Source organism: Clostridium sulfidigenes, from assembly GCF_052067195.1.
Lineage (GTDB): Bacteria > Bacillota > Clostridia > Clostridiales > Clostridiaceae > Clostridium_J > Clostridium_J sulfidigenes.
In genome coordinates this window covers 154,000-174,947 of sequence record NZ_JBQHQR010000003.1, presented here as the reverse complement: position 1 = coordinate 174,947, position 20,948 = coordinate 154,000, and the positions used below count along the sequence as shown (strand labels likewise).

The following is a 20,948-nucleotide window of genomic DNA, read 5'->3' as shown; positions in this document are numbered from 1 at the left end:
ATCCATCATTAATTTTCATTAATAAGGAACAAAACTCTATGAAGAGATATTCTCCATAGAGTTTATTTAAAATTAATATTTAAATTATCTTGATATTGTAGTATTTACTTTAACTGTATCCTTTTTTAGTATAAACATTAAAAATCTTATAAGCACATATAATACTATAACAGTTGCAATTACCTCTTGAAATTTAACTACATATTTCAGCCAAGAAATTTCTTTTCCAGCTTTCATCAAAAATCCATTAGTACCCTTCATTGCAATTGCACTTATTACCATAGGGAATGTAAATGCAGCATAACTGGGATAAAATTTAAGTCTTAACCCCTGTACAAGATACACTATTCCACATATATATAATACCATTACCAATACTGCTAAAAACATGACCATATTAATATTCTTTTCTGAAAAAGAATTTAAATATGCAGCAAGTGTAAGTGCAGCTGGTGCTGCAAATATTACAGTGGTTGGAAGGGCTGGTTCTGGTATCCCCTTTACTATAAGGGTTCTATAACCCAAAACAGGAATTAAAATAATAAGTGAAATAAAGGCAATCCAGAAAAAAGCTTGTCCTAGTTGAGCTAATTTAAATACTGGTGCAGTTATTCCACCTACACCTATTCCCACATAAACAATAAATGTACTTGGAAACATCTTCTTAATATCAAATTTTAATATAAAGTTTTTAGTATAAAATATTATTAGTCCTATATGTATTAGTACCCCAACCCACCATAGAATAACTCCAGATGAGAAAGATACTTCTTTTAAATATGCAGATAAAAGCATAACTCCCATGGAGTAGGTAGGTATAACTGCTGCAATAACGGGATTTTTTATTTCTTCTTTTACATCTTTCCAGCAAGTTATAATCTTTATTGTAAGAAGTATTAATATTATTGCAGATATCACTCCGAGGATATTTTTAAATAATATATTGTATGATGATAATAAATTTCCTAATGAAGCTAAAGCTAGCATTACAGCTGCCATTGGCAATGGTATTTTTTTTATATAATTCATACTCATATTCCTCAACTATTCATCAATATTTTCAATATTTAATTCTCTTACAATAATTTCTGCAGCCTTTTCTGCCATTTCTCCAGTAAATCTTATGCATTGTGCTTTATGCTCACCAGATGCCATATCCATACCTTTAGTTTGAACACTGCAACATAAACATTTATGCTTTTGTCTAAAACTATCTTGTAATTCATAGGCTAACTGTAAAGCTTTAACACTCTTGGGATCTTGAGGATTACTTCCTTTAGTTCTTCCAAAAAAGTATCCAAGACATAAAACAGCTCCTGTAACAGCTCCACATGTACATTTCGATTTTCCAATACCTACTGGGAATCCAGAAGCCATGGCAATCATTTCATCTGGCATGTCTACTTCAAAGTTACTTTTAATGGATGCAACTATTGCTTCTGAACAATAAAACTCACCTTTTCTGAAATGTTCTTCTGCAACTTCTCTAACCTTTTTCACACTAATTTTTTCAATCATTACATATACCCTCTTTCATATTTAATTCATCTTCATTATAACTATTTGCTAATAAATAAACTTTAATAATTATAATATTAAATAGTTATATTTTATCTATTTGAATTTCAAATATGCTATGAATTAATATTAGGTATTTGCCAATCAATCTCCTTTTGTCCATAAGACTTTAATATATCGTTAGTCTTTGAGAAATGCTTACATCCCATAAATCCTCTAGTTGCAGATAAAGGACTTGGATGTACCGAAGTTAAAATATAGTGATTAGGATTTGTAATAAACTTCATTTTTTCCTTTGCATTATTTCCCCATAATAAAAATACTATAGGCTTCTCCCTTTCATTTAATAATGATATTATTCTATCAGTAAAACATTCCCAGCCCTTATTTTTATGTGAATTGGCCTCACCTTCTCTTACTGTAAGTACAGCATTCAAAAGTAATACTCCTTGTTTTGCCCAAGGAACTAAGTAACCATTATTAGGAACATAGCACTCTAAATCACTTTTTAATTCCTTATACATATTTAAAAGAGATGGTGGAATTCTAACCCCAGGTTGAACTGAAAAAGATAATCCATGTGCCTGACCAGCTCCATGATATGGATCTTGCCCCAATATTACCACCTTAACATCCTCATAAGATGTAAATTTAAGGGCATTAAAAATATTATTCATATCTGGAAATACATTTCTAGTTTTATATTCACTAATCAAAAATTGTCTTAACTTTATGTAATAAGGCTTATCAAACTCTCCTTTTAGCTTTTCATCCCAGGAGTTTCCTATATTAACCATTACTAATCATCCTTTCCATCCATTACTTATACAATTATATTTATATAATTACTTATAAAAACTTTTATGTCAATAACTCTTATAAAAGAAAGCCCTTCTGCTACTGTGCAGAAAGGCTTTCACCATTTATTATAACAATAAAATCATTACACTATCATGATATTATTTCCGGTACTTACCCCGTTCTTTATCCCATGATAACTCTTCAGAAAATTCCTCTTTAAATTTCCTTAGTTGCTGCTTTGTTTTGGGGCTAGTAGCTATATGTGTAGATTGATAAACATTCTTCATAAGCTATTCCTCCTTCAAATTCTCGTTTCTATGAAATTCACTTAAACATTCACAGGCATGAAAACTTACTACAAAACAAATAATGATTTTATTGGTATGATAATAGTATGTCATGAAAAAATTTTTTTATGTATTTATAAAAAAACTTTTTTTAAAATCACATTCCAATTTAAATTGTATATTATGATATTGTAATACTATTAAGGAGCATGTTATGTTCATTAGGAAACCCTATGATATAAACTCACAAAATTATTATACTGATAGATACTTAGATGACGAAGAAAGTTGTAATGAGTGTTTTGATGAAAGGATAGTACCTCCATTTTTCCCAGGAGGTCCTGGCCCATCAGCACCACCATGGAATCAACCACCAAGACCCCCAGTATCACAACCTGGTTCACCTTCAGGTCCACAATCTGGAGGACCTCCAGGACCTCCCCCAAATATGACGCCTAAGAAATCATTTTCTTCAGGACCACAGACTAAAGCTGTATCCCCTGGATCTATAAGACCTTGTAGATTCCAATTTGTATATATATGGCTTCGTAACGGAAATTCTTTTTGGGCGTGGCTTATTAATGTAGATAGACGAACTGCCTATGGATTTAGATGGACTGGTTGGAGATGGGTTTACTTTGGTATAAGCTTAAACAGAATAGATTACTTTGAATGCTTTGGTAGACGCTATACCCCACCAGAAGATAATCTTACACCTACCCTAGAAACTCAAGTATTATCACCTTCACAATTCAAACTTGAATATCCATTTATTCAAAATGCTGAAAATGGAGATACTACTAGTATAGTGAATCAAGAAATTATTGATTCATTGAATTCTTTATGGCTTAATGAAGTTTTAGTTCCTGAAAAGGTGAACTTTACAAAAGTAGAAAGTGCTTATGAAGTTCCTCTAAATTCTGATGGTCTATTAAGTATAGTAATGTCTTTATACACAGAAACTGAAGATAATCCAGCTGGCAGTACTTTATTTACTTCTTTAACTATGGATGTTAATACTGGAGAGGTTTATGACTTTGGTAATTTATTTAATAATAGCATGAACTATACTGAAATTGTTAGTGATATAGCTACACAAAAAGCTAATGAAATGAATATAAATTTCACTACACCATATACCGGAGTTACAGATACTCAAAAATTCTATTTAACTCCTGAAGGTTTAGTATTATATTATCAAGTTGATGAATTTACACCAGCCTCTAGTGGATTATTTAGAATTACTATTCTTTATAATGAACTTTCCAATATTTTATATCCAGAAAGCCCGCTGGTTCGACTTATTCAAACTCAGTTCCGTTAATGAATTACTATATTAGTTAACACATATTATTTTCAAATTAATAATTTATTTATCGAGTAGGACTTATTTTAAAGTAATTTTAAATAAGTCCTTTTCTTAATTTATTCTTAGATTTTATATGTTCTATCACTGTAATTTTCAACAGAGCCCTTAACTAAATCATATTATTTAAAAGAGTATATTGTATTAATATCTTTAGCTGTATAATAGTGTTATATAAATATAATTTAGTTTAGAAGGTAGGTTTTAAATTATGTATAACTATCTCACTGAAAAATCACTTCAAATTCTAAAAGATGAACTTGAACATAGAAAAAATGTGGTTAGATTTCAGATAAATGAAGAATTAAAAGAAGCTAGAGCTCATGGAGACTTAAGTGAAAATTTTGAGTATAAAGCAGCTAAAAAGAACAGAGCTGACAATAATAGACGTATGGGATATCTAGAAAAAATGATTAAAACGGCAAAAATAATAAATGATGACACATCAGAAAATCAGGTTGGTATTGGAAAAATTGTAACCCTAAGATTTCTAGATGATGATGAGGAAGAAGATTTCACCATGGTAACCACCGTTGAAGCAGATCCTCTTAACAATAAAATTAGCATAGAGTGTCCTTTAGGAAAAGCGTTATACAAAAGAAATTTAGGTGAAAAAGTAGAAGTTACATCTCCAGATGGCTCTTATAGTGTAGTCATAGAAAAGCTCCAAATGATAAAATAATAAAAGTGGCTATGTCAAAACAATCTAAATTTCATTTTGACACAGCCTTCTACTTTGTATTAAATCACTTCTACAGATATATTATCTTCTGATGTATTATCTAGTAATAAATTCTTCTTTTTAGTCATGTAATATAGAATCATCACAATAGTTATTCCTTTAAGTACACTACTCATACTAATGCTCCACCAAACTCCATCTATGCCTAAAAGGTTTGGTGATGATAATATCATAGATGCTGGAACTCTAAGTCCTGTCAGTATAATGCTTACAGCTGCAGGTATATATGTTCGTCCCAAACCATTGAACATTCCTACTGTTGTAATTTCAATACACATAAACAATTGAGAATACCCAAGTATTCTTAAATAATCTGTACCTAACCTTATAGCTTCTTCTTCTTTTATGAATACTGAAAAAATTCCTTTTCCACCTATTATTAATACTAGAGTGGCTAAAATCCCAACTACACCTGCTATTAAAATAGTAGCTTTATAGCCTTCCTTAATTCTATCATATTTTTTGGCTCCATAATTTTGTCCTACAAAAGAACTAAGGGCTGTTGAAAATCCACCTGCAGTCATCCAAGTTATTGCTTCAATTTGAACTCCGACTTTTTGTACTGCTATAGCGACTTCACCAGATCCAGCTATTACCCTTGCTATTAAAATAGAAAAAGTAGTAAATAATCCGCTTTGAACTCCAGAAGGAATTCCAAGTTTACATATAGTTTTTATAGCTCTAAAATCAGGTTTCTTTAATAGAGTAAATTTCAAATATTTTTCTTTACTCTTTAAAATAGATATTAAGAAACAAGTTACAACTATACTTTGTGACCCTATTGTTGCTAAGGCCGCTCCTAAGACTCCCATCTTTGGAATAGGTCCCATACCATAAATTAAAATTGGGTCAAATACTATATTAACTACTAAACCAACAGTGTTAATAATAAATGGTGTCTTACTGTTACCTGCTCCATTAAATATTGCTGTTAGTACTGGTATTAAATTTGTTATAACCATCCCCATAGCTATTGTAGCTAGATAAGTTTCTGCCATGGATATAACTTTCATATTTTCTAACTGAAAAAAGGCTAAAAACTTACTTCTAAATAATAGTATTATTATTCCCATGATTAAAGATAATACTATATTAATTTGTAGGGCACTAACAATATAATTTCTTGTAGCTTTTTCATCTTTACGTCCCAAGCTTTGGGATACTTTTACCTCTGCACCTACCTTAGCTATCATGGTAAGAGCTGCAGCTAAGTTACTAAAAAAACCTGCTGTTCCTACTGCTGCTACTGCTGTACTTCCTATTCTTCCAACCCAAAGCATGTCTGTTAGATTGTATGCCATTTGGATAAATGAAGTTGCCATAATAGGAAGAGCTAATTGAACTAGCTTTCCACTTATAGACCCTTCTGTTAAGTCTATTCTTTTCTCCATAATATCAATCCCCACCACTATAAAATTTTATGCTATTAATATTTCTACAACACCTCAATAAATATTTTACTTCGCACTACGAAGAATGTCTACATAATTTTAATATGCATTTTTCTTGAAATTATTTTATTATTTCAATTTTCCCTAATTATATTTGATATAACAAAATACCATGGTTTATGTATAACTAATTAATTTGTTATACATAAACCATGGTAAATAACATATTTAACTTACATATATTCAATTTACTTTTTTAAAATCATTATATCCTCTATGGTAGCCCTATCTACTACAATATTATCTCCTAAAATTTCTCTTACTTTATCAACTTGTGATGTCAACCCTTCGAAACCAAATCTATTTTTACTTATGCCTTCGAAGTGTTTCTCAACTTCCTTTGTAAGGATATTACAATCCCCTTTAACAATTTTGTAGGATTCCATTATTTCATCTTTTGATTTTGAGAATATAATACTTCCATCCTTTATAAAAGTAATATAATCTGCTATTCTTTCAAGGTCTGAAGTTATATGCGTAGATATTAATACCCCCATATTTTCATTTTCCATTAGACTTTGAAGTTCTTCTAAAACTTCGGTTCTAACCACTGGGTCTAATCCCACAGTAGGTTCATCCATTATTATAAACTCTGCTCCATGGCTAAGGGCTATACATAATGAAAACTTCATTCTCATCCCCTTAGACAATTCTTTTAGTTTTTTATCCTTATTAAGCTCAAACTTATTTAAATAATAATTAAATTTATTCTTATCCCACTTACTATATAACATAGAAACCATGTTGCCATTTTCTTTTAAAGACATATGGTCATAGTAGCAAACTTCATCATAAACAAAACCTATTCTATCTTTTATTTCCCTTTCAAACTTAACGTTATCTTTATCAAATACTTTTATATCTCCACTATCCTTCTTTGCTAAATTCATTATAAGTTTTATTAATGTAGTTTTACCTGCTCCATTTTCCCCAATTAACCCCATAATAAATCCCTTAGGCAACTGTAAAGAAACATTATTCAACTTAAAATTTTTATATTTTTTACATAAATTATCCACATATAATATATTATCCATCATATTCCTCCTACTATAGGTTATATTCTTCAGCAAGCACTCTTAAACTTTCTATGATTTCTTCTACTGATATTCCAGCTTTAGAACCTTCCTCTATTGCCTTAATTAGATAGTCTTCCATATTTCTCATGATAGATTCTTTTAAGAGTTCCTTATCTTGAACATTTACAAAGGATCCCTTCCCTGGAACTGTGTATATAAACCCTTCTCGTTCTAGCTCATCATAAGCTCTCTTAGTTGTAATTACACTAATTCTCAGATCTTTAGCAAGTCCTCGTATAGATGGCAATGGCTCATTAGGCTCTAACTTATTTGTTAAAATATCGTCCTTTATTTGTTTTTCTATCTGAGAATATATGGGTTCTCCCGAAGAGTTGTTTATTATTATATTCATTGAATTTCCTCCAAGTTTAAATGTATTCTGTAAATTTTTCCCACCTATAAGTCTCTCTTTCTATATCCAATTATAGACAATACTATAAAGAAAAAATATATTATAATTCCTATTAGAGTAATACCTATAGCTAAATACACTCTAGGAATTGTACTTACTAATAAATACTTACTAATTCCTTTGAAAATATTAGGACGTATCTTATCAATAAGCTTCAAAATAAATATAGGCACATTAATAACTGCTATAATAATGATTGCAGAGTATTTTGCAGCAACACTATAATCATATCTATAGTATATAAAATTCGTAACCCCAATTATTAAACAGTAATATATAAAGGATAAAGATTGGATAATATAAATTATATATAAATTTTCTTGATTAAAGTTTCCAACTAATAATACTATTGACATAAGTATAGATGAACATAAAACATAAATTATGAAATAATAAATAAATTTACTTATCACTACATCAACTCTTCTTACCGGAAAGCTATTAATAATTACATCATAGTTTCTTCTCATTTCATCTGTGGCTGTAAATTTATTTGCTATTAACGGTACTATGAAGGTTCCCAATAAATAAATCAAAAGTGTAGCTTCAAAGCTATACATAGAAGCAAAACATAATGCTATTCCTACAACTAAAAGAGAAATAGTATAAATATATCGACTAGTTATAAAATCCTTTTTTAAAAGAGCTCCCATAAATTCTCCTCCTAAAAATCTTTCTTTTCATAAATAACCACTGATATAGTAGCAATTAAAGCTAAAATACCTAATACCAGTGCACTTAATATAATGTTACTTCCTAAAGTATTACTTTGAAATATCACTAAAAGTCTTTCTATGCTAGATAACCACCCAGGTAATGCTTCTCCTTTAAGATACTCACCTATGGTTAAAGTTCCTGCCATTATAACAAAGAAGATAACAAAGTAAAATATCTTTGCAAACTTTATTCCCAATGAAAAATATACACAATAATAAAGAGCTACAAATATAAGAATATAACTAACAGTTCCTTTAATTACAGATGGAGGCAATTTTAAATACTCTGCTGGATATATCATATAAATTAGATTATTTAATAGCACTCCTATTACTGTTACTATGATTATCCACATAATAGAAAACAGAAACTTACCTAATACATAATCACTTCTTTTACAAGGACTACTAAGTATACTAATATGAATCTTATCTCTAGCTTCCATTTCAGTAAAGGCTATACTAATTACCCCACCCATTAGTAAAAAATAATTAAATAAGCCAGCTCCTTTATTCCCAACTCCAAACAATATAACTACCACTATCATTATTAGTCCACTTTTATTGCTGTATAGATTAAATACTCCCCTTAAATCTCTCATGGCCATTTTCCACATTTATTTTCTTACCCCCTTATTCATAGCTACCATAATTTCCTCTAAAGATGGTTTCTCACTAATAATTTTCTGCCTTATACTTTTTTCAATGTGTTTATCTTTAATTATTCCTTCAAAACCATATGGTGTTTCTCTCAATCCATATATAGCTTCTTCATCAAGTTTACTTAATAGAGCCTTATCCCCTTTAATTATTTTATATTCCTCCATTAATTCACTAGTGGCTTTAGAGAAAACTATCTTCCCCTTTTGAATATAAGTTATATAATCTGATATCTTCTCTAAATCAGAAATTATATGGCTGGAAATTAAAATTCCTACATTTTCGTCTTGTATAACCTCTTGAAATACATCTAAAATATCACGTCTCATAACTGGATCTAGCCCTGAAGCTGGTTCATCTAGTATTAAAAATTCTGCATTATGACTTAATGCTAACGCAATGGCAAATTTCATTTTCATTCCTTTGGATAATTCCTTTACCTTTTGCTTTTTATTTAAGTTAAACTTTCTTAAATAATTTTCAAAGACCTTAGTATTCCACCTTTTATAAAAACCAGAGATTATTTTTTCATTATCTTTGATAGAGAGATTTTCATAATAAAAACATTCATCATAAACAAATCCTATACGCTCCTTTATCTCTCTTTCATTGTCAATATTATCTTTACCAAAAATTTCAATTTTACCTTCATCTCTTTTTAGTAAATTCATGATTAGTTTTATAGTAGTTGTTTTACCTGCTCCATTTTCACCTATAAAGCCCATAATATATCCTCTATCTAAACTAAATGAAATATTATCCAACTTAAAATCTTCGTATTCTTTAGTCAAATTTTTTATTTCTATTATTTTATTGGACAAAGTAACACCTCCATTAATTCTTATAAATTTCAATTTAAAATTAAGTTTACTATAACTACTGTTTAACTCTGTTAATACTCAGTATGTACAGTGCTTCTAAAAAAAATTAAGCTAAATTGCTTCTTTATACTAACAGTATATATCGTTTATATACACTATGTCAACACTAAATTAAATTCAAAATAAAAACACCTAAGCATTAGTGGCTTGCCAATGCTTAGATGTTTTTATCTACATATATGTTAAACTTATTATATTTTAAAAATTTGTATTAAAAATAATAAGGTGCAGGATCTATATTAGTTCCATTTTTAATAACTTCAAAATGTATATGCGGGCCTGTTGACCATCCAGTAGAACCAACGTTTGATAGCTGTTGTCCTCCTGCTACTGTTTGTCCAACACTTACTGATAAAGATGAATTATGAGCGTATAATGTACTAATGTCTCCATGACTTACCACAACAACATTACCGTATCCTTCCATCCATCCTGCATAAGTTACAGTTCCAGACTTAAGAGAATACACTGGAGCACCATATGGAGCACCTATATCTATTCCTTTATGAAATTCTTGCCCTCTACCTACTGGACTAGTTCTATATCCAAATGGAGATGTTATAGCATATCTAGTTCCTGTTATTGAATACATCCCATTAGTAGATACTTGACTTGAAGATGATCCACTATTTGAAGGTTTAGTATTTGACTGAGAACTTGAACCTCCACGAGAAGGCCTGCTAGCAGCTTTTTCCATAGCTGTTATACTGGCTAAAATTTCTTCAGATTCTGCTTCATTTTGAGCTAGAAGCTTTTCTGCTGTTCCTAATTCATTTTCTGCCTTTGCCATAAGTTTTGTCTTTTTATCTTTTTTACCATTTAATTCTTCTAAGTTTGCATCCACAATAGCTTTTGCATTTTCTAAAGTTTTCTTTTCTTCAGAGGAAGCCTCTATATTTTTATCTAATTCTTCTTGATTTGCCTTAAATTTATTAATTTCTTCATTGTCAAAAGAAATTAAGGTATTAATTATATCTATCTTCTCAAAAAAATCTGAAAAACCTTCGGCACTAAGTAGAATTTCTATGTAGCTTGTACCATTGTTTTTATATAAAACTCTTAGTCTTTTATCCATGACCTTTTTATTGGCTTCTAACTCTTTTTTAAGTTCACTAGATCTTTCTTCTAGCTCTTCTATTTTATTAGTTGACTGTGAAATTTGAGCTTCTAAATTATTTACCTCACTATATAACTTGTCCATATTGTTGTCTAACTCTGAAATTTCACTTAATATGTTATCTCTGTTTTCTTCTAACTCAGATACTTTAGCCTTATTACTTTCAATTTGCGTTTCAATTTCTTTAGATTTACTTTTTGCATCTGATAAGTCATCTGCTAACACTGTTGATGACATTAAACTACAGCTTACAACTACCGCTGCTATGAATCTTAATTTTTTATTCATGGTTTTCCCCCCTAATGGCACCTTTTCTCCATACTTTTACCAATATCTATTTTTAATTCTAGCAATGTACATCCCCCTTGTCAACATAACTAGGGGTTTTGGTATAAATTTCATATTTATATGGAACCTTCTAAACCATTTATTAGACTCTGTATTTTCTTAAAATGATAAATTGAAAAATAAAAACTCTAGGCCATTAATTTAATAGCCTAGAGTCTATTTTCTGTATAAATATTTATTCTATTACAGAACTCTCTTCTACTTCTGATTCTATAGTTTCAGGTTCTATAATAGTTTTTTCTTCATCATCTTCTAAATCTTCATTTTTCTTATTTAAGGTTATTCCCTTTACCAGCTCTACAAGGTCTATACCAGTTAAGGAATTGATAACTTCTGGAACTTCAGCCATGATATTAGCTATGTTCTTTGATACCTTAGCTGCTCCACCTTGACCTCCATTGTCAATAATAACCATCTTTTCAGTTTTAGATAATGGCTCTGCTATATTCTTTGCTACCTCTGGAAGCTTATCTGTTAACATTTGAATAATAGCTGCTTCTCCATATTCCTTATAAGCTTCAGCCTTCTTCTTCATAGCCTCTGCCTCAGCCTTCATTGCATCTGCATTAGCCTCTCCTACTAATCTTATGGCATCTGCTTCTGCCATACCTTTAATTTTTATTGTTTCAGCCTCTGCTTCAGCTCTCTTAATCATCATAAATCTCTCAGCTTCTGCTGCTTGCTCAGCTCTATATTTATCAGCTTCTGCTACTTTTTTAACTGTAGATTCAAGTTCTTTCTCTTTTTTACGTACTTGTTGCTCTGCTATATCAGTTTGTCTTTGTTCTTCAAATAATTCTGCATCCTTTAAGGTTTCTACAACTTTCTTATGAACTATATTCTTTTCAACTTCATAAGCAAAGTCTGCCTTAGCTTGTGCCTTTTTCTCTTCTTCTTTAAAGGATTGAACTTTTAATTCCTTCTCTTTATTAGCTCTAGCAATTTCAGCTTCTGCAAATATTTGTGCTTCCATTCCAAGTCTCTTTGCTTCTGCGGTTTTTTGCATCTCTTCTCTCTTTGCTTCTGCCTCAGCTATTGCTGCATTTTTCTTAACCTCTGCTATTTGCTTAGCACCAAGTGCTTGAAGATATCCCTTAGTGTCGTCTATGTCTCTAATTGTAAAGGTCTTAATTTCAAGACCCATCCTTTCAAGGTCTGACTTTGCAACATTTTCAACTTCATTTGCAAACATTTCTCTGTCTTTGTATATCTCTTCAATACTCATTTTTGAAACTATTTCTCTTAGTTTACCTTCCAGTACATCCTGTACAGTTCCCTTCATTACTTCAATAGTTTCTCTTTCTTTTCCAGTATTAAATTGCTCCATAGCTAATAATACACTTGCAGGATCTGACTTAACCTTTATTATAGCTACTCCATCAGTATCTATTGGTACTCCATTACTATCTAAGGATTCATGAGTCTTTACTTCAACCTTCATGTTTTCAAGTGATAATCTATTGGTTTGTTCGAAGAATGGAACAACAAATCCTCCCTTACCACTTATAACCCTTCTCTTAAGTCCTGTAACTACAATAGCTTTATCCTGTGCTGCCTTCTTCCAAGTAATACAAATAAGCCAAATAATCACTAATGCAAGAATTATCCATCCTAAGTTGTCAGTAAAAATTTCTAATAGTTCTCCCATTTACACTTTCCCCCTAATTATTTTAGGCATCTGAAAATAAATAATAAGTCAAAGATGGAAAGTATATTTTGAATTAGACAAGGAAACGGGTTCCGCAGATAGTAGCACTATCTAAGGGTTCTGTTGACGCAGTATAACACAAAATATACGAGCATTCTGACTTATTTATTTTTTGAAGATGCCTTATATATCTTATGAAAATAATAACACATATATTACTTTCCATGAGAATATTAACTTAAAAGTACTTAATACATACTTAAAATTACATCATTTTCTTCAAATATAAAAAACCCACGTAAATTAAATTTCAATTCCTACAATTCTCATTAAATATTTAGCATTTGTGGTATTAGATTTACCTACTTTTAGTTTGTAATCAAAATATATTTTATTTTCTCTATAATACTCAGAAAAATGATAATTTTTTATTCCACTATGTTCTGAAAGACTACATAATTCTACATCATGAGTAGTTAAAGCCCCTATAACTCCAGCTTTACTTAAATTTTTAATTACAGCTTCAGCTCCAGTAATCCTATCCTTAGAATTAGTTCCTCTAAAAATTTCATCAATAAGAAAAATCATATTTTTATTATTATTTGCACCTTCAATAATTTCCTTTATTCTAATTAATTCTCCATAAAAAGTTGAAATTCCATTTTTTAAATCATCTGTTATTCTCATAGATGTATATATCTCTAATAAACTACACTCCATTTTCTTACTAAATACTGGTGCACCTACATAGGCTAAAACTAAATTTATACCTATAGTTCTTAAAAATGTAGTTTTACCAGACATATTTGATCCTGTAATTATAAATATATTTTCCTTCATGCTTAAATCATTATTAACCCGTACATCTCTATTTATCAAAGGATGACCAAGGTCTTGTGCCTCTATTTTAGCACCCATAGGATTTATTGTTGGTAATGTTACATTTTCATCTATATGAATTAACACAGCAAGACTCATAAGCTCTTCTATAACTCCAATATTAGAAAGCCAACTTTCTATTTTATCACCATTTTCAGCCTTCCAATCCTCAAGAGAAAATACACATTGATAATCCCAAAGAAATAGTATGTTTAAAGTTAAATATAACAATCCATTATTTCTCATATTCACTCTTTCTGATATGTTAGAAAGTCTTTTTATAGCTTTAATTGATGAATCTTTATCTTTAAATAAATTCTCTTTTATATTCTTTAACTTTTTAGATTTAAAATCTTTATTATCTATTAATTTTAAAATGTTTAAATACTCTTCTAGGTTTCCTCTAAAATAATTAACCACTTCAAGAACTAAATTTAATTTTAAAGTAGATACTGTCCATATAATTGTTTGCACAATTAAAAGCAAATACATTAACCAATTAAAATTATTCATTTTAAATATAAGTATTATTAAAGTAATTGGTATTGTAACTAAGGGCATTAAATATATAATCTTTTTAATTAATTTCGATTTTATAAGGACACCTTTATCTTCTACATATTTTATTAATTTTTCAGGACTTTTTAATCTATTCCTACTATTTCTACCTATATACTCCATTTCCTCACAAAAATCCAAGTCATCAAATAACTCTTTTATAGCCTCTTGTCTTAATAGTATTTCATTATAATCAAATCTTGGTTCTAATAAAGAATTAGCTAAAGATTTTCTTCCATGCCAAGTATTAGTTATATTTATTAATTGAAATAAAGATTCACTACCCACAATATCTAAATCAGATGCATATCTGTGCTCCTTATTTACAAACTCTTCTCCTAAATCTTGAAAGTTTATCCACTGTCCAGAAATTCTTTGAAGGTATCTATTATTAATTGCAATCATATCCTCAGCCAGTTGTAATTTACTTTTTACTTTTCTATGATATATTACTAAAAATATAAAACTTCCATAAAAAACCACAGAAAGAAATAGAACCCTATTTGTCACTTCTCCCTTTATTCCTATATAGGTGAAATACAAGGCTAGTATCATTACTATTAATCTTAAATATCCGATTCTATCAAAATCTTTTTTATATTTAGCAATATCATCATTATACTTACTTATTTTGCTTAAAAATTTATCTTCAACCACATTATTACTCCTTACTTTTTTATACTTTAAAATCATCACTGTACCTATATCCATTTCTTATATATTTAACATAAGTTTAAATATAATATTTAAACAGCAAATCCTCGAAACCCGCATGAACAGAACAAATAGTTAACTATTTATATAGTTATATAGTTTTGTAGGTAAATAGTTTCCTATATAAAAATTTATATAGTTTTATAGGTAAATTCTCCATATATAGATAAGCTATTTTATAATATTTTTTTCAGTTTAATTTTATGTTTAATTTATATTGTTGATCTTCACTGTTACTACATGTTATATTACATGTATATTATATCCAATATTTCTACTTATATCAAACTTATATAAAAGTGTAAATTATGTTTACTTATTCATGGTTTTATAATATAATAGTAAAATAATGTATCGTGGGGGAGTAGTTTGCGTATAATATTTTTATACGTGACAAGTCAACATAATGATTAATTTTTTTAATCTGGCTTGCCTTAAAGAACAAGACTCATGTATAGCTTAATTAAGATGTCTCTAATAAAAGAGATACTTTAAACTTTGCTATACATGGGTCTTTTATTTTGTATTAGGAAGATAACTTAAAGTTTAATAAAATAAGATTAAGGAGTTTTTTAATGAATACTATTGAAATTATAATGATAGGATTATGTCTTAGTATGGATGCTGCTGCAGTATCTATGACTAATGGTATGGTGTACAAGGATGCTACTAAAACAAAAATTATGGCTATGCCTTTATTCTTCGGCTTCTTTCAAGGGGCAATGCCTTTTCTAGGTTATTATGCAGGAGGAATGTTCTCAGAAATTTTAAGTAAATATTCTGGTATTTTAGTTTTAATCATATTAGGATTTATAGGGGCAAATATGTTAAAAGAAGGTATATTTCCTGATAAAGAAGAAGATGAAAATAAAGTTGTACCCCTTACCTACAAGCTTTTATTTTTTCAAGGAATAGCTACTAGTATAGATGCTTTTGCAGTAGGTATTGGCTTTAGCGCTATGAATATTGCTATTCTTCCAGCTATTTGTATCATCGGTATAACCACATTTATTTGTAGTTTTATTGCCATCTTCATAGGAAAGAAATGTGGAGATTTACTTGGTAAAAAAGCTGAAATATTAGGCGGAATTATTTTAATTATTATAGCTGTAAAGGCAGTTTTATAATATTGTTTACTATTTAAATATTGTTATAAAACCTTATAATAAATAGTATATTTGAGCATATTATATCTATGGAATATAAATTTAAAAGGAGATGATATGCTTGGAAATTACATTTCAAGGCAATCCAATTACTTTAAAAGGAATTCAACTAAGAGTAGGAGATAAGGCTCCTGACTTTACTTTAATTAATAATGAACTACAACCTGTTACTTTACAAGATACTAAAGGAAAAAGAATCTTTGTAGTTGTTCCATCTATAGATACAGGTGTATGTGATATGGAAGTTAGAAAATTCAATGAAGAAGCTTCTAAACTTAATAATGTTACTATATACACCATATCAATGGATTTACCTTTTGCTCAAGGTAGATGGTGTGGAGCTGCTGGAATTAAAAATGTAATTACTCTTTCCGATTATAAAACTAGAGAATTTGGTGATAGATATGGAGTATACATCAATGAACTAGGATTACTTACTAGAGCTGTCTTCGTATTAGATGAAGATAACACAATTACCTATGTAGAATATTGCAGTGAAGTCACTGATGAACCTAACTATGAAGCTGCACTTCAAGCTGTGAAGTAAGGATATGCAACTATTAAATTAATATATTTTTTAAAAAAGTCCGGGATGTATAACAACATCCCGGACTTTAAACTTATATTAAAATTACTATTAGTTAATTTTATTTCTTCATTTGAAGAAAACTAATTTTTAATAATTCTATTATTAAAATAAATATAGTTGCTAATACAAAAACATAGTATGTTAGTAGTTTATCTGTACTAGATATTATAGCAAAAACTGTTGATATAATACTTAATGCTATAAACATAATATTTATTTTAAAATAAATAGTCTTTCTAAATTTAACTGATTTTTTATACTTAACATAGGATGAAATTATAAATGCAATTATTAATAAACTTAAGATACAAATGAAATATAACCTTAAATTTATATCATCCCATTTATAATTTTGATAAGTAAAGTGTCTAACCAATCCCATTTTCTTATTGGATAAAGTATATATCACTGCTGTGAATATAACTAGTGAAATTTGAATGATAGTACCTAGCCACTTTAAAATACTTTTCATAATCATATCAATTACCTAACTTCATATCTATTTTTGCGGTTCTCCAGTTGCTACTGGACCTGCTTTAGTTCCAGTGTTTCCACTCCATTCATTCCATCCACCATCATAAAGAGATATATTTTCAATTCCCATTACATCAGCATACCATAGAACTTCAGCGGCTCTCCAACCTGTTCCACAGAAGAACATTAAGTTTTTATCTGTTGTAATACCATATTCTTTCCACATCTTAAGAATTTGATCCCCACTAACCATGGTATTGTCTTCATTTCTGAAGTCTTCCATACTAGCGCTATCACTACCACCATGACCCCATAGCGAACATACAGGACGTCCTGTTGGTTTAATATAACTATATCCTGAAGTTTTTCCTATATACTCTTCCCAACTTCTAATATCTACCAATGTGTTTTCTTCTGGTTTATCTACTGCTGTAAGTGCTTTATCATAATCAACAATATAATCCTTTTTTAACGGAGCATCTGCACCAAAAGATTCTACTGCAACCTTAGGATTAGATTTAGTTTCTACCTCATATCCAGCATTTGTCCATTTGCTAGTTCCACCATTTAATAATCTAACATCTTTTACTCCTAAATACTTAAATATAACTGCTGCTCTTGAAGCTGCACAAGTATCTCCACCATATAGTACAACAGTTGTATCTGTAGTTACACCATTTGCTTTAGCAAATTCTATAAGCTTATCATCTGAAAGACGATTCCATAGCGGTCCTTCTTCTAATTCATCTGTATTAATATGTACAGCTCCTGGAATATGTCCTTTTAAATAATCTGGAGAATCTTTTTCTTCTCCCCATGAAACTTCAAATACTTTAAATTCTTTTCCCTCATAGGTTTCTGGTTTTTTTCCGTCTATTAAATCTTTAACCCATGATGCTGGAACTAACATTTCATAATTAGGATAAGCTACCATAGCATTATTTTCATCCTTAGCCCATTCCTTAACATCATATGTATATAAATTTTTAAATCCATTTTTAGATAAATAATCAGCTACTTCTTTTGCATCTTCTCCATTTGCATCATAAAGAATAACATTTTTATCAGCTGATATTCCTCTTGCTTCTAAATCTTTAGCTAAACTTTCTTCTTTCTTTTCTGTATCTGCATTTAGCCAATCTGCTGAAAAATCTACAGCACCCTCAATATGACCGCCTCTTTCAACACCTTCTAATTTCCAACCATTATATGCATCATTTGCTCTTGTATCAACAACTATCCACTTATCATCTTTAATATTTTTTGCTAACTCTTCAGTAGATATAGTTTTAACTTCTGAGCTTGAACCTTCATTGTCTTTAGCTTTATCTTTAGTTCCACATGCTGTCAATGCTGTCATTGATAGTGTTAAAGCTACTGCTGTTAACATTACTTTTATAGACTTTTTCATGTTTCATCCTCCCTTGTATTAATTATTTTACAATTTTCCACTTGTAGCTTAGCACCTTTTATATAGTATGTAAACATTTTTTCATTTTATTTTAATTTGATTTAACAATAGATAAACTTCTTCTATTTAAATTTTAAATAGAAGAAGTTTATCTATAAATTCATTCACATTATCTTAGATATTTTTACACTTATCTAAATTATAAAATTTTATTTTCTCACTTTGCTCCTAAGGTCACTTATGGTGTAAGTCTAGTTCTGTCCCTAGGAATTAGTGATGCTTCTCTTACATTTTCTAATCCTAATAGCTGAGCCGTTAATCTTTCTAATCCTATGGCAAGACCTCCATGGGTTGGCATACCTTGTTTAAATACACAGGTATAGCTGCTGTAATTCTCCGGGTTAAGGCCTTTATATTCTATATTTTTTATTAACTCATTATAATTATGAATTCTTTGTCCTCCAGTAGTTATTTCAACTCCTCTAAATAATAAGTCAAAGCTGTAAGTCTCTAGTTCTCCACAAGGCATGGTGTACATTGGTCTCTTTTTCCTTGGGTAATGGGTTAAAAATATGAAATCTGAGTTTAACCTTTCCTTGGCATATCTATAAATAAGTTTTTCACCCTCTGGGTCAAGGTCTCCATCTAAGTTCTCTTTACCGTACTCTTTTTCTAATATGTCTAAGGCATCCTTCAACTTCATTCTAGGTATTTCTCCCCGAATTTCTGGAATTTTAACTTCTAGTATGTCTAAGTATTTATTTCCCTCTTCTTTAACCTTATTTAAAATATACTTTAATAATCTTTCTTCCATGTCCATAACTTCTCTTTCATCTTCGATAAATCCCATTTCAAAGTCCATACTTATATATTCATTTAAATGCCTATTGGTATTATGCTGCTCTGCTCTATATACATGAGCTATCTCAAAAACTCTTTCAAAACCTGCACCTACCATCATCTGTTTATAAAACTGAGGGCTTTGAGCTAGATAAGCCTCTCTTTCAAAATATTTAACCTTAAATACCTCTGTTCCTCCTTCTGCTCCCTCAGATACTAATTTGGGTGTGAAAATTTCTGTAAACCCTTCCTTAGTTAAAAATTCTCTAAATCCCTGAACTAGTATATTTTGAATGCCAAATACTGAACTTATCTTTTCATGTCTCAAACTTAATACTCTATTATTTAACATAGTGTCTAAATTAATGTTTAGGTCTTTATTATTAACTTCTATAGGAAGTTCCCCTATTGTAGAATTAATAACTTCAATACTTTCAATTTCAATCTCAAAGTTATTTAATTTATTTTTTCCCTCTTTAACTACACCCTCAATAGAAACTACAGATTCTGTTTTTAACTCCATTTTTTCAGCAATAGAATTTTCAGCTACACATTGCACTAGTCCTGTTCTATCTCTTATCACTATAAAAGAAATAGATTTTAACTTTCTTATGCGATAAATCCATCCTGATATTTTTACTTTCTTATTCATATGATCAATTAAATTATTTACTAATACTCTTTTCATTGTTATACCTCCTAAATTTAAACATTTTAAAAGCCCCTTAAGCCAACGGCTCAAGGGGCAAAATATGCGGTACCACCCTTGCTGATATAGTAATTAAATACTAATAAATTCTTAGAGTTATACACTCTAGAAATTATTATATATTAGGATAGATTAATTTTCTTAAGACATTTGAAGATGCCTTATACCGGTATTCTAAGAAAACTTACATTAATGAAATGAGCTCTATTTCATTAAAATAAAAAAACCTTCACTCCAATAGGAGCGAAAGCAATATCCACGGTACCATCCTAATTTGATTAAGTATTATTTACTTTATCATCTCAATCCCTTTAACGGGGGAATCCGATCTACCCTACTTTTCATTTCAGGTAAATATCTCCAGGATGTCTTTCAATACTACTTTTCTCATAGAGCTTCCACCATCCTCTACTCGCTTTACATACTTAGTAATATTTACTCTTCCTTTCAAAGAATTATAAATATATATTTTCTATATAATATGCCTTTTTAGAATTTTTGTCAATATATTTTGATAATTCTTCATTATTTTTAGTTAGAATTTTAAATAAATAAATTTAACTAATAGTTATTTCAAATAAT

At 29.5% G+C, this 20,948-nt stretch carries 20 protein-coding genes and 1 other annotated feature; of the genes, 4 read left to right on the top strand and 16 right to left on the bottom strand.

Translation table 11 applies throughout. The annotated features are described in order from the left end of the window. Nucleotides 1-84: 84 nt before the first annotated feature. The 4 genes from ACTNBA_RS04730 to ACTNBA_RS04715 form a co-directional block, all read right to left on the bottom strand. A complete protein-coding gene (locus ACTNBA_RS04730; RefSeq protein ID WP_441072855.1) occupies nucleotides 85-1,029 on the bottom strand; it encodes a TDT family transporter in 945 nt (314 codons plus the stop codon). 15 nt (nucleotides 1,030-1,044) lie between these two features. Continuing rightward, a complete protein-coding gene (locus ACTNBA_RS04725; RefSeq protein ID WP_035132349.1) occupies nucleotides 1,045-1,518 on the bottom strand; it encodes a C-GCAxxG-C-C family (seleno)protein in 474 nt (157 codons plus the stop codon). Nucleotides 1,519-1,634: 116 nt separating this feature from the next. Continuing rightward, nucleotides 1,635-2,315, bottom strand: a complete 681-nt coding sequence (locus ACTNBA_RS04720; protein WP_441072854.1) for a uracil-DNA glycosylase — start codon at nucleotides 2,313-2,315, stop codon at nucleotides 1,635-1,637. Nucleotides 2,316-2,477: 162 nt separating this feature from the next. Next, entirely contained in the window at nucleotides 2,478-2,606 is a 129-nt protein-coding gene (locus tag ACTNBA_RS04715; protein ID WP_278245237.1) for a hypothetical protein, read from the bottom strand. A gap of 214 nt (nucleotides 2,607-2,820) precedes the next feature. Between ACTNBA_RS04715 and ACTNBA_RS04710 the strand changes: the two genes are divergently transcribed. After that, entirely contained in the window at nucleotides 2,821-3,930 is a 1,110-nt protein-coding gene (locus tag ACTNBA_RS04710) for a DUF3298 and DUF4163 domain-containing protein (RefSeq protein WP_441072853.1), read from the top strand. Between the two features lie 253 nt (nucleotides 3,931-4,183). Further along, nucleotides 4,184-4,654 (top strand): transcription elongation factor GreA, encoded by a 471-nt coding sequence (gene greA, locus ACTNBA_RS04705; RefSeq protein WP_441072852.1) that lies wholly within the window; start codon nucleotides 4,184-4,186, stop codon nucleotides 4,652-4,654. A gap of 59 nt (nucleotides 4,655-4,713) precedes the next feature. Here the strand turns inward: greA and ACTNBA_RS04700 are convergent, their stop codons facing one another. The 9 genes from ACTNBA_RS04700 to ACTNBA_RS04660 all read right to left on the bottom strand — a co-directional run bounded on the left by ACTNBA_RS04700 (nucleotide 4,714) and on the right by ACTNBA_RS04660 (nucleotide 15,120). Then, complete coding sequence (locus ACTNBA_RS04700; protein WP_441072851.1) at nucleotides 4,714-6,105, bottom strand: MATE family efflux transporter; 1,392 nt, start codon at nucleotides 6,103-6,105, stop codon at nucleotides 4,714-4,716. Nucleotides 6,106-6,353: 248 nt separating this feature from the next. Continuing rightward, a complete protein-coding gene (locus ACTNBA_RS04695; RefSeq protein ID WP_441072850.1) occupies nucleotides 6,354-7,202 on the bottom strand; it encodes an ABC transporter ATP-binding protein in 849 nt (282 codons plus the stop codon). Between the two features lie 13 nt (nucleotides 7,203-7,215). After that, a complete protein-coding gene (locus tag ACTNBA_RS04690; protein ID WP_035132342.1) occupies nucleotides 7,216-7,596 on the bottom strand; it encodes a GntR family transcriptional regulator in 381 nt (126 codons plus the stop codon). Nucleotides 7,597-7,640: 44 nt separating this feature from the next. Further along, on the bottom strand, nucleotides 7,641-8,309 hold the full coding sequence (locus ACTNBA_RS04685; RefSeq protein WP_441072849.1) for an ABC-2 transporter permease: 669 nt from the start codon (nucleotides 8,307-8,309) through the stop codon (nucleotides 7,641-7,643). A gap of 11 nt (nucleotides 8,310-8,320) precedes the next feature. Further along, a complete protein-coding gene (locus ACTNBA_RS04680; protein ID WP_441072848.1) occupies nucleotides 8,321-8,989 on the bottom strand; it encodes an ABC-2 transporter permease in 669 nt (222 codons plus the stop codon). After that, nucleotides 8,990-9,853 carry an ABC transporter ATP-binding protein gene (locus ACTNBA_RS04675; protein ID WP_441072847.1) on the bottom strand — a complete coding sequence of 288 codons (864 nt, stop codon included), beginning with the start codon at nucleotides 9,851-9,853 and terminating at the stop codon, nucleotides 8,990-8,992. Between the two features lie 271 nt (nucleotides 9,854-10,124). Continuing rightward, a complete protein-coding gene (locus tag ACTNBA_RS04670; protein ID WP_441072846.1) occupies nucleotides 10,125-11,318 on the bottom strand; it encodes a murein hydrolase activator EnvC family protein in 1,194 nt (397 codons plus the stop codon). A gap of 235 nt (nucleotides 11,319-11,553) precedes the next feature. Beyond that, nucleotides 11,554-13,026, bottom strand: a complete 1,473-nt coding sequence (locus ACTNBA_RS04665) for a flotillin family protein (RefSeq protein ID WP_051824008.1) — start codon at nucleotides 13,024-13,026, stop codon at nucleotides 11,554-11,556. 303 nt (nucleotides 13,027-13,329) lie between these two features. Continuing rightward, nucleotides 13,330-15,120, bottom strand: coding sequence for a MutS family DNA mismatch repair protein (locus ACTNBA_RS04660; protein ID WP_441072845.1), 1,791 nt, complete (start codon nucleotides 15,118-15,120; stop codon nucleotides 13,330-13,332). Between the two features lie 632 nt (nucleotides 15,121-15,752). On the opposite strand from ACTNBA_RS04660, the gene ACTNBA_RS04655 reads away from it, so the two are divergent. Together ACTNBA_RS04655 and tpx are read left to right on the top strand one after the other, a co-directional pair. Further along, the gene (locus ACTNBA_RS04655; protein WP_441072844.1) at nucleotides 15,753-16,304 is read left to right on the top strand and encodes a manganese efflux pump MntP; all 552 of its coding nucleotides are present in this window, start codon (nucleotides 15,753-15,755) and stop codon (nucleotides 16,302-16,304) included. 100 nt (nucleotides 16,305-16,404) lie between these two features. After that, complete coding sequence (gene tpx, locus ACTNBA_RS04650; RefSeq protein WP_346847731.1) at nucleotides 16,405-16,890, top strand: thiol peroxidase; 486 nt, start codon at nucleotides 16,405-16,407, stop codon at nucleotides 16,888-16,890. Nucleotides 16,891-16,990: 100 nt separating this feature from the next. On the opposite strand, the gene ACTNBA_RS04645 is transcribed toward tpx, so the two are convergent. The 3 genes from ACTNBA_RS04645 to aspS all read right to left on the bottom strand — a co-directional run bounded on the left by ACTNBA_RS04645 (nucleotide 16,991) and on the right by aspS (nucleotide 20,345). Further along, complete coding sequence (locus tag ACTNBA_RS04645) at nucleotides 16,991-17,404, bottom strand: hypothetical protein (protein WP_441072843.1); 414 nt, start codon at nucleotides 17,402-17,404, stop codon at nucleotides 16,991-16,993. 27 nt (nucleotides 17,405-17,431) lie between these two features. After that, nucleotides 17,432-18,817 carry a rhodanese-like domain-containing protein gene (locus tag ACTNBA_RS04640; protein ID WP_441072842.1) on the bottom strand — a complete coding sequence of 462 codons (1,386 nt, stop codon included), beginning with the start codon at nucleotides 18,815-18,817 and terminating at the stop codon, nucleotides 17,432-17,434. Nucleotides 18,818-19,055: 238 nt separating this feature from the next. Continuing rightward, complete coding sequence (gene aspS, locus ACTNBA_RS04635; RefSeq protein ID WP_441072841.1) at nucleotides 19,056-20,345, bottom strand: aspartate--tRNA(Asn) ligase; 1,290 nt, start codon at nucleotides 20,343-20,345, stop codon at nucleotides 19,056-19,058. A gap of 257 nt (nucleotides 20,346-20,602) precedes the next feature. After that, nucleotides 20,603-20,826, bottom strand: a binding site (T-box leader). Nucleotides 20,827-20,948: the final 122 nt, after the last annotated feature.

What these genes read in the sequence shown, in the direction of transcription:
- ACTNBA_RS04730 (WP_441072855.1), bottom strand. Translation starts at nt 1,029, where the DNA reads ATGAATTATATAAAAAAAATACCATTGCCAATGGCAGCTGTAATGCTA.
- ACTNBA_RS04725 (WP_035132349.1), bottom strand. Translation starts at nt 1,518, where the DNA reads ATGATTGAAAAAATTAGTGTGAAAAAGGTTAGAGAAGTTGCAGAAGAA.
- ACTNBA_RS04720 (WP_441072854.1), bottom strand. Translation starts at nt 2,315, where the DNA reads ATGGTTAATATAGGAAACTCCTGGGATGAAAAGCTAAAAGGAGAGTTT.
- ACTNBA_RS04715 (WP_278245237.1), bottom strand. Translation starts at nt 2,606, where the DNA reads ATGAAGAATGTTTATCAATCTACACATATAGCTACTAGCCCCAAAACA.
- ACTNBA_RS04710 (WP_441072853.1), top strand. Translation starts at nt 2,821, where the DNA reads ATGTTCATTAGGAAACCCTATGATATAAACTCACAAAATTATTATACT.
- greA (WP_441072852.1), top strand. Translation starts at nt 4,184, where the DNA reads ATGTATAACTATCTCACTGAAAAATCACTTCAAATTCTAAAAGATGAA.
- ACTNBA_RS04700 (WP_441072851.1), bottom strand. Translation starts at nt 6,105, where the DNA reads ATGGAGAAAAGAATAGACTTAACAGAAGGGTCTATAAGTGGAAAGCTA.
- ACTNBA_RS04695 (WP_441072850.1), bottom strand. Translation starts at nt 7,202, where the DNA reads ATGGATAATATATTATATGTGGATAATTTATGTAAAAAATATAAAAAT.
- ACTNBA_RS04690 (WP_035132342.1), bottom strand. Translation starts at nt 7,596, where the DNA reads ATGAATATAATAATAAACAACTCTTCGGGAGAACCCATATATTCTCAG.
- ACTNBA_RS04685 (WP_441072849.1), bottom strand. Translation starts at nt 8,309, where the DNA reads ATGGGAGCTCTTTTAAAAAAGGATTTTATAACTAGTCGATATATTTAT.
- ACTNBA_RS04680 (WP_441072848.1), bottom strand. Translation starts at nt 8,989, where the DNA reads ATGTGGAAAATGGCCATGAGAGATTTAAGGGGAGTATTTAATCTATAC.
- ACTNBA_RS04670 (WP_441072846.1), bottom strand. Translation starts at nt 11,318, where the DNA reads ATGAATAAAAAATTAAGATTCATAGCAGCGGTAGTTGTAAGCTGTAGT.
- ACTNBA_RS04665 (WP_051824008.1), bottom strand. Translation starts at nt 13,026, where the DNA reads ATGGGAGAACTATTAGAAATTTTTACTGACAACTTAGGATGGATAATT.
- ACTNBA_RS04655 (WP_441072844.1), top strand. Translation starts at nt 15,753, where the DNA reads ATGAATACTATTGAAATTATAATGATAGGATTATGTCTTAGTATGGAT.
- ACTNBA_RS04645 (WP_441072843.1), bottom strand. Translation starts at nt 17,404, where the DNA reads ATGAAAAGTATTTTAAAGTGGCTAGGTACTATCATTCAAATTTCACTA.
- ACTNBA_RS04640 (WP_441072842.1), bottom strand. Translation starts at nt 18,817, where the DNA reads ATGAAAAAGTCTATAAAAGTAATGTTAACAGCAGTAGCTTTAACACTA.
- aspS (WP_441072841.1), bottom strand. Translation starts at nt 20,345, where the DNA reads ATGAAAAGAGTATTAGTAAATAATTTAATTGATCATATGAATAAGAAA.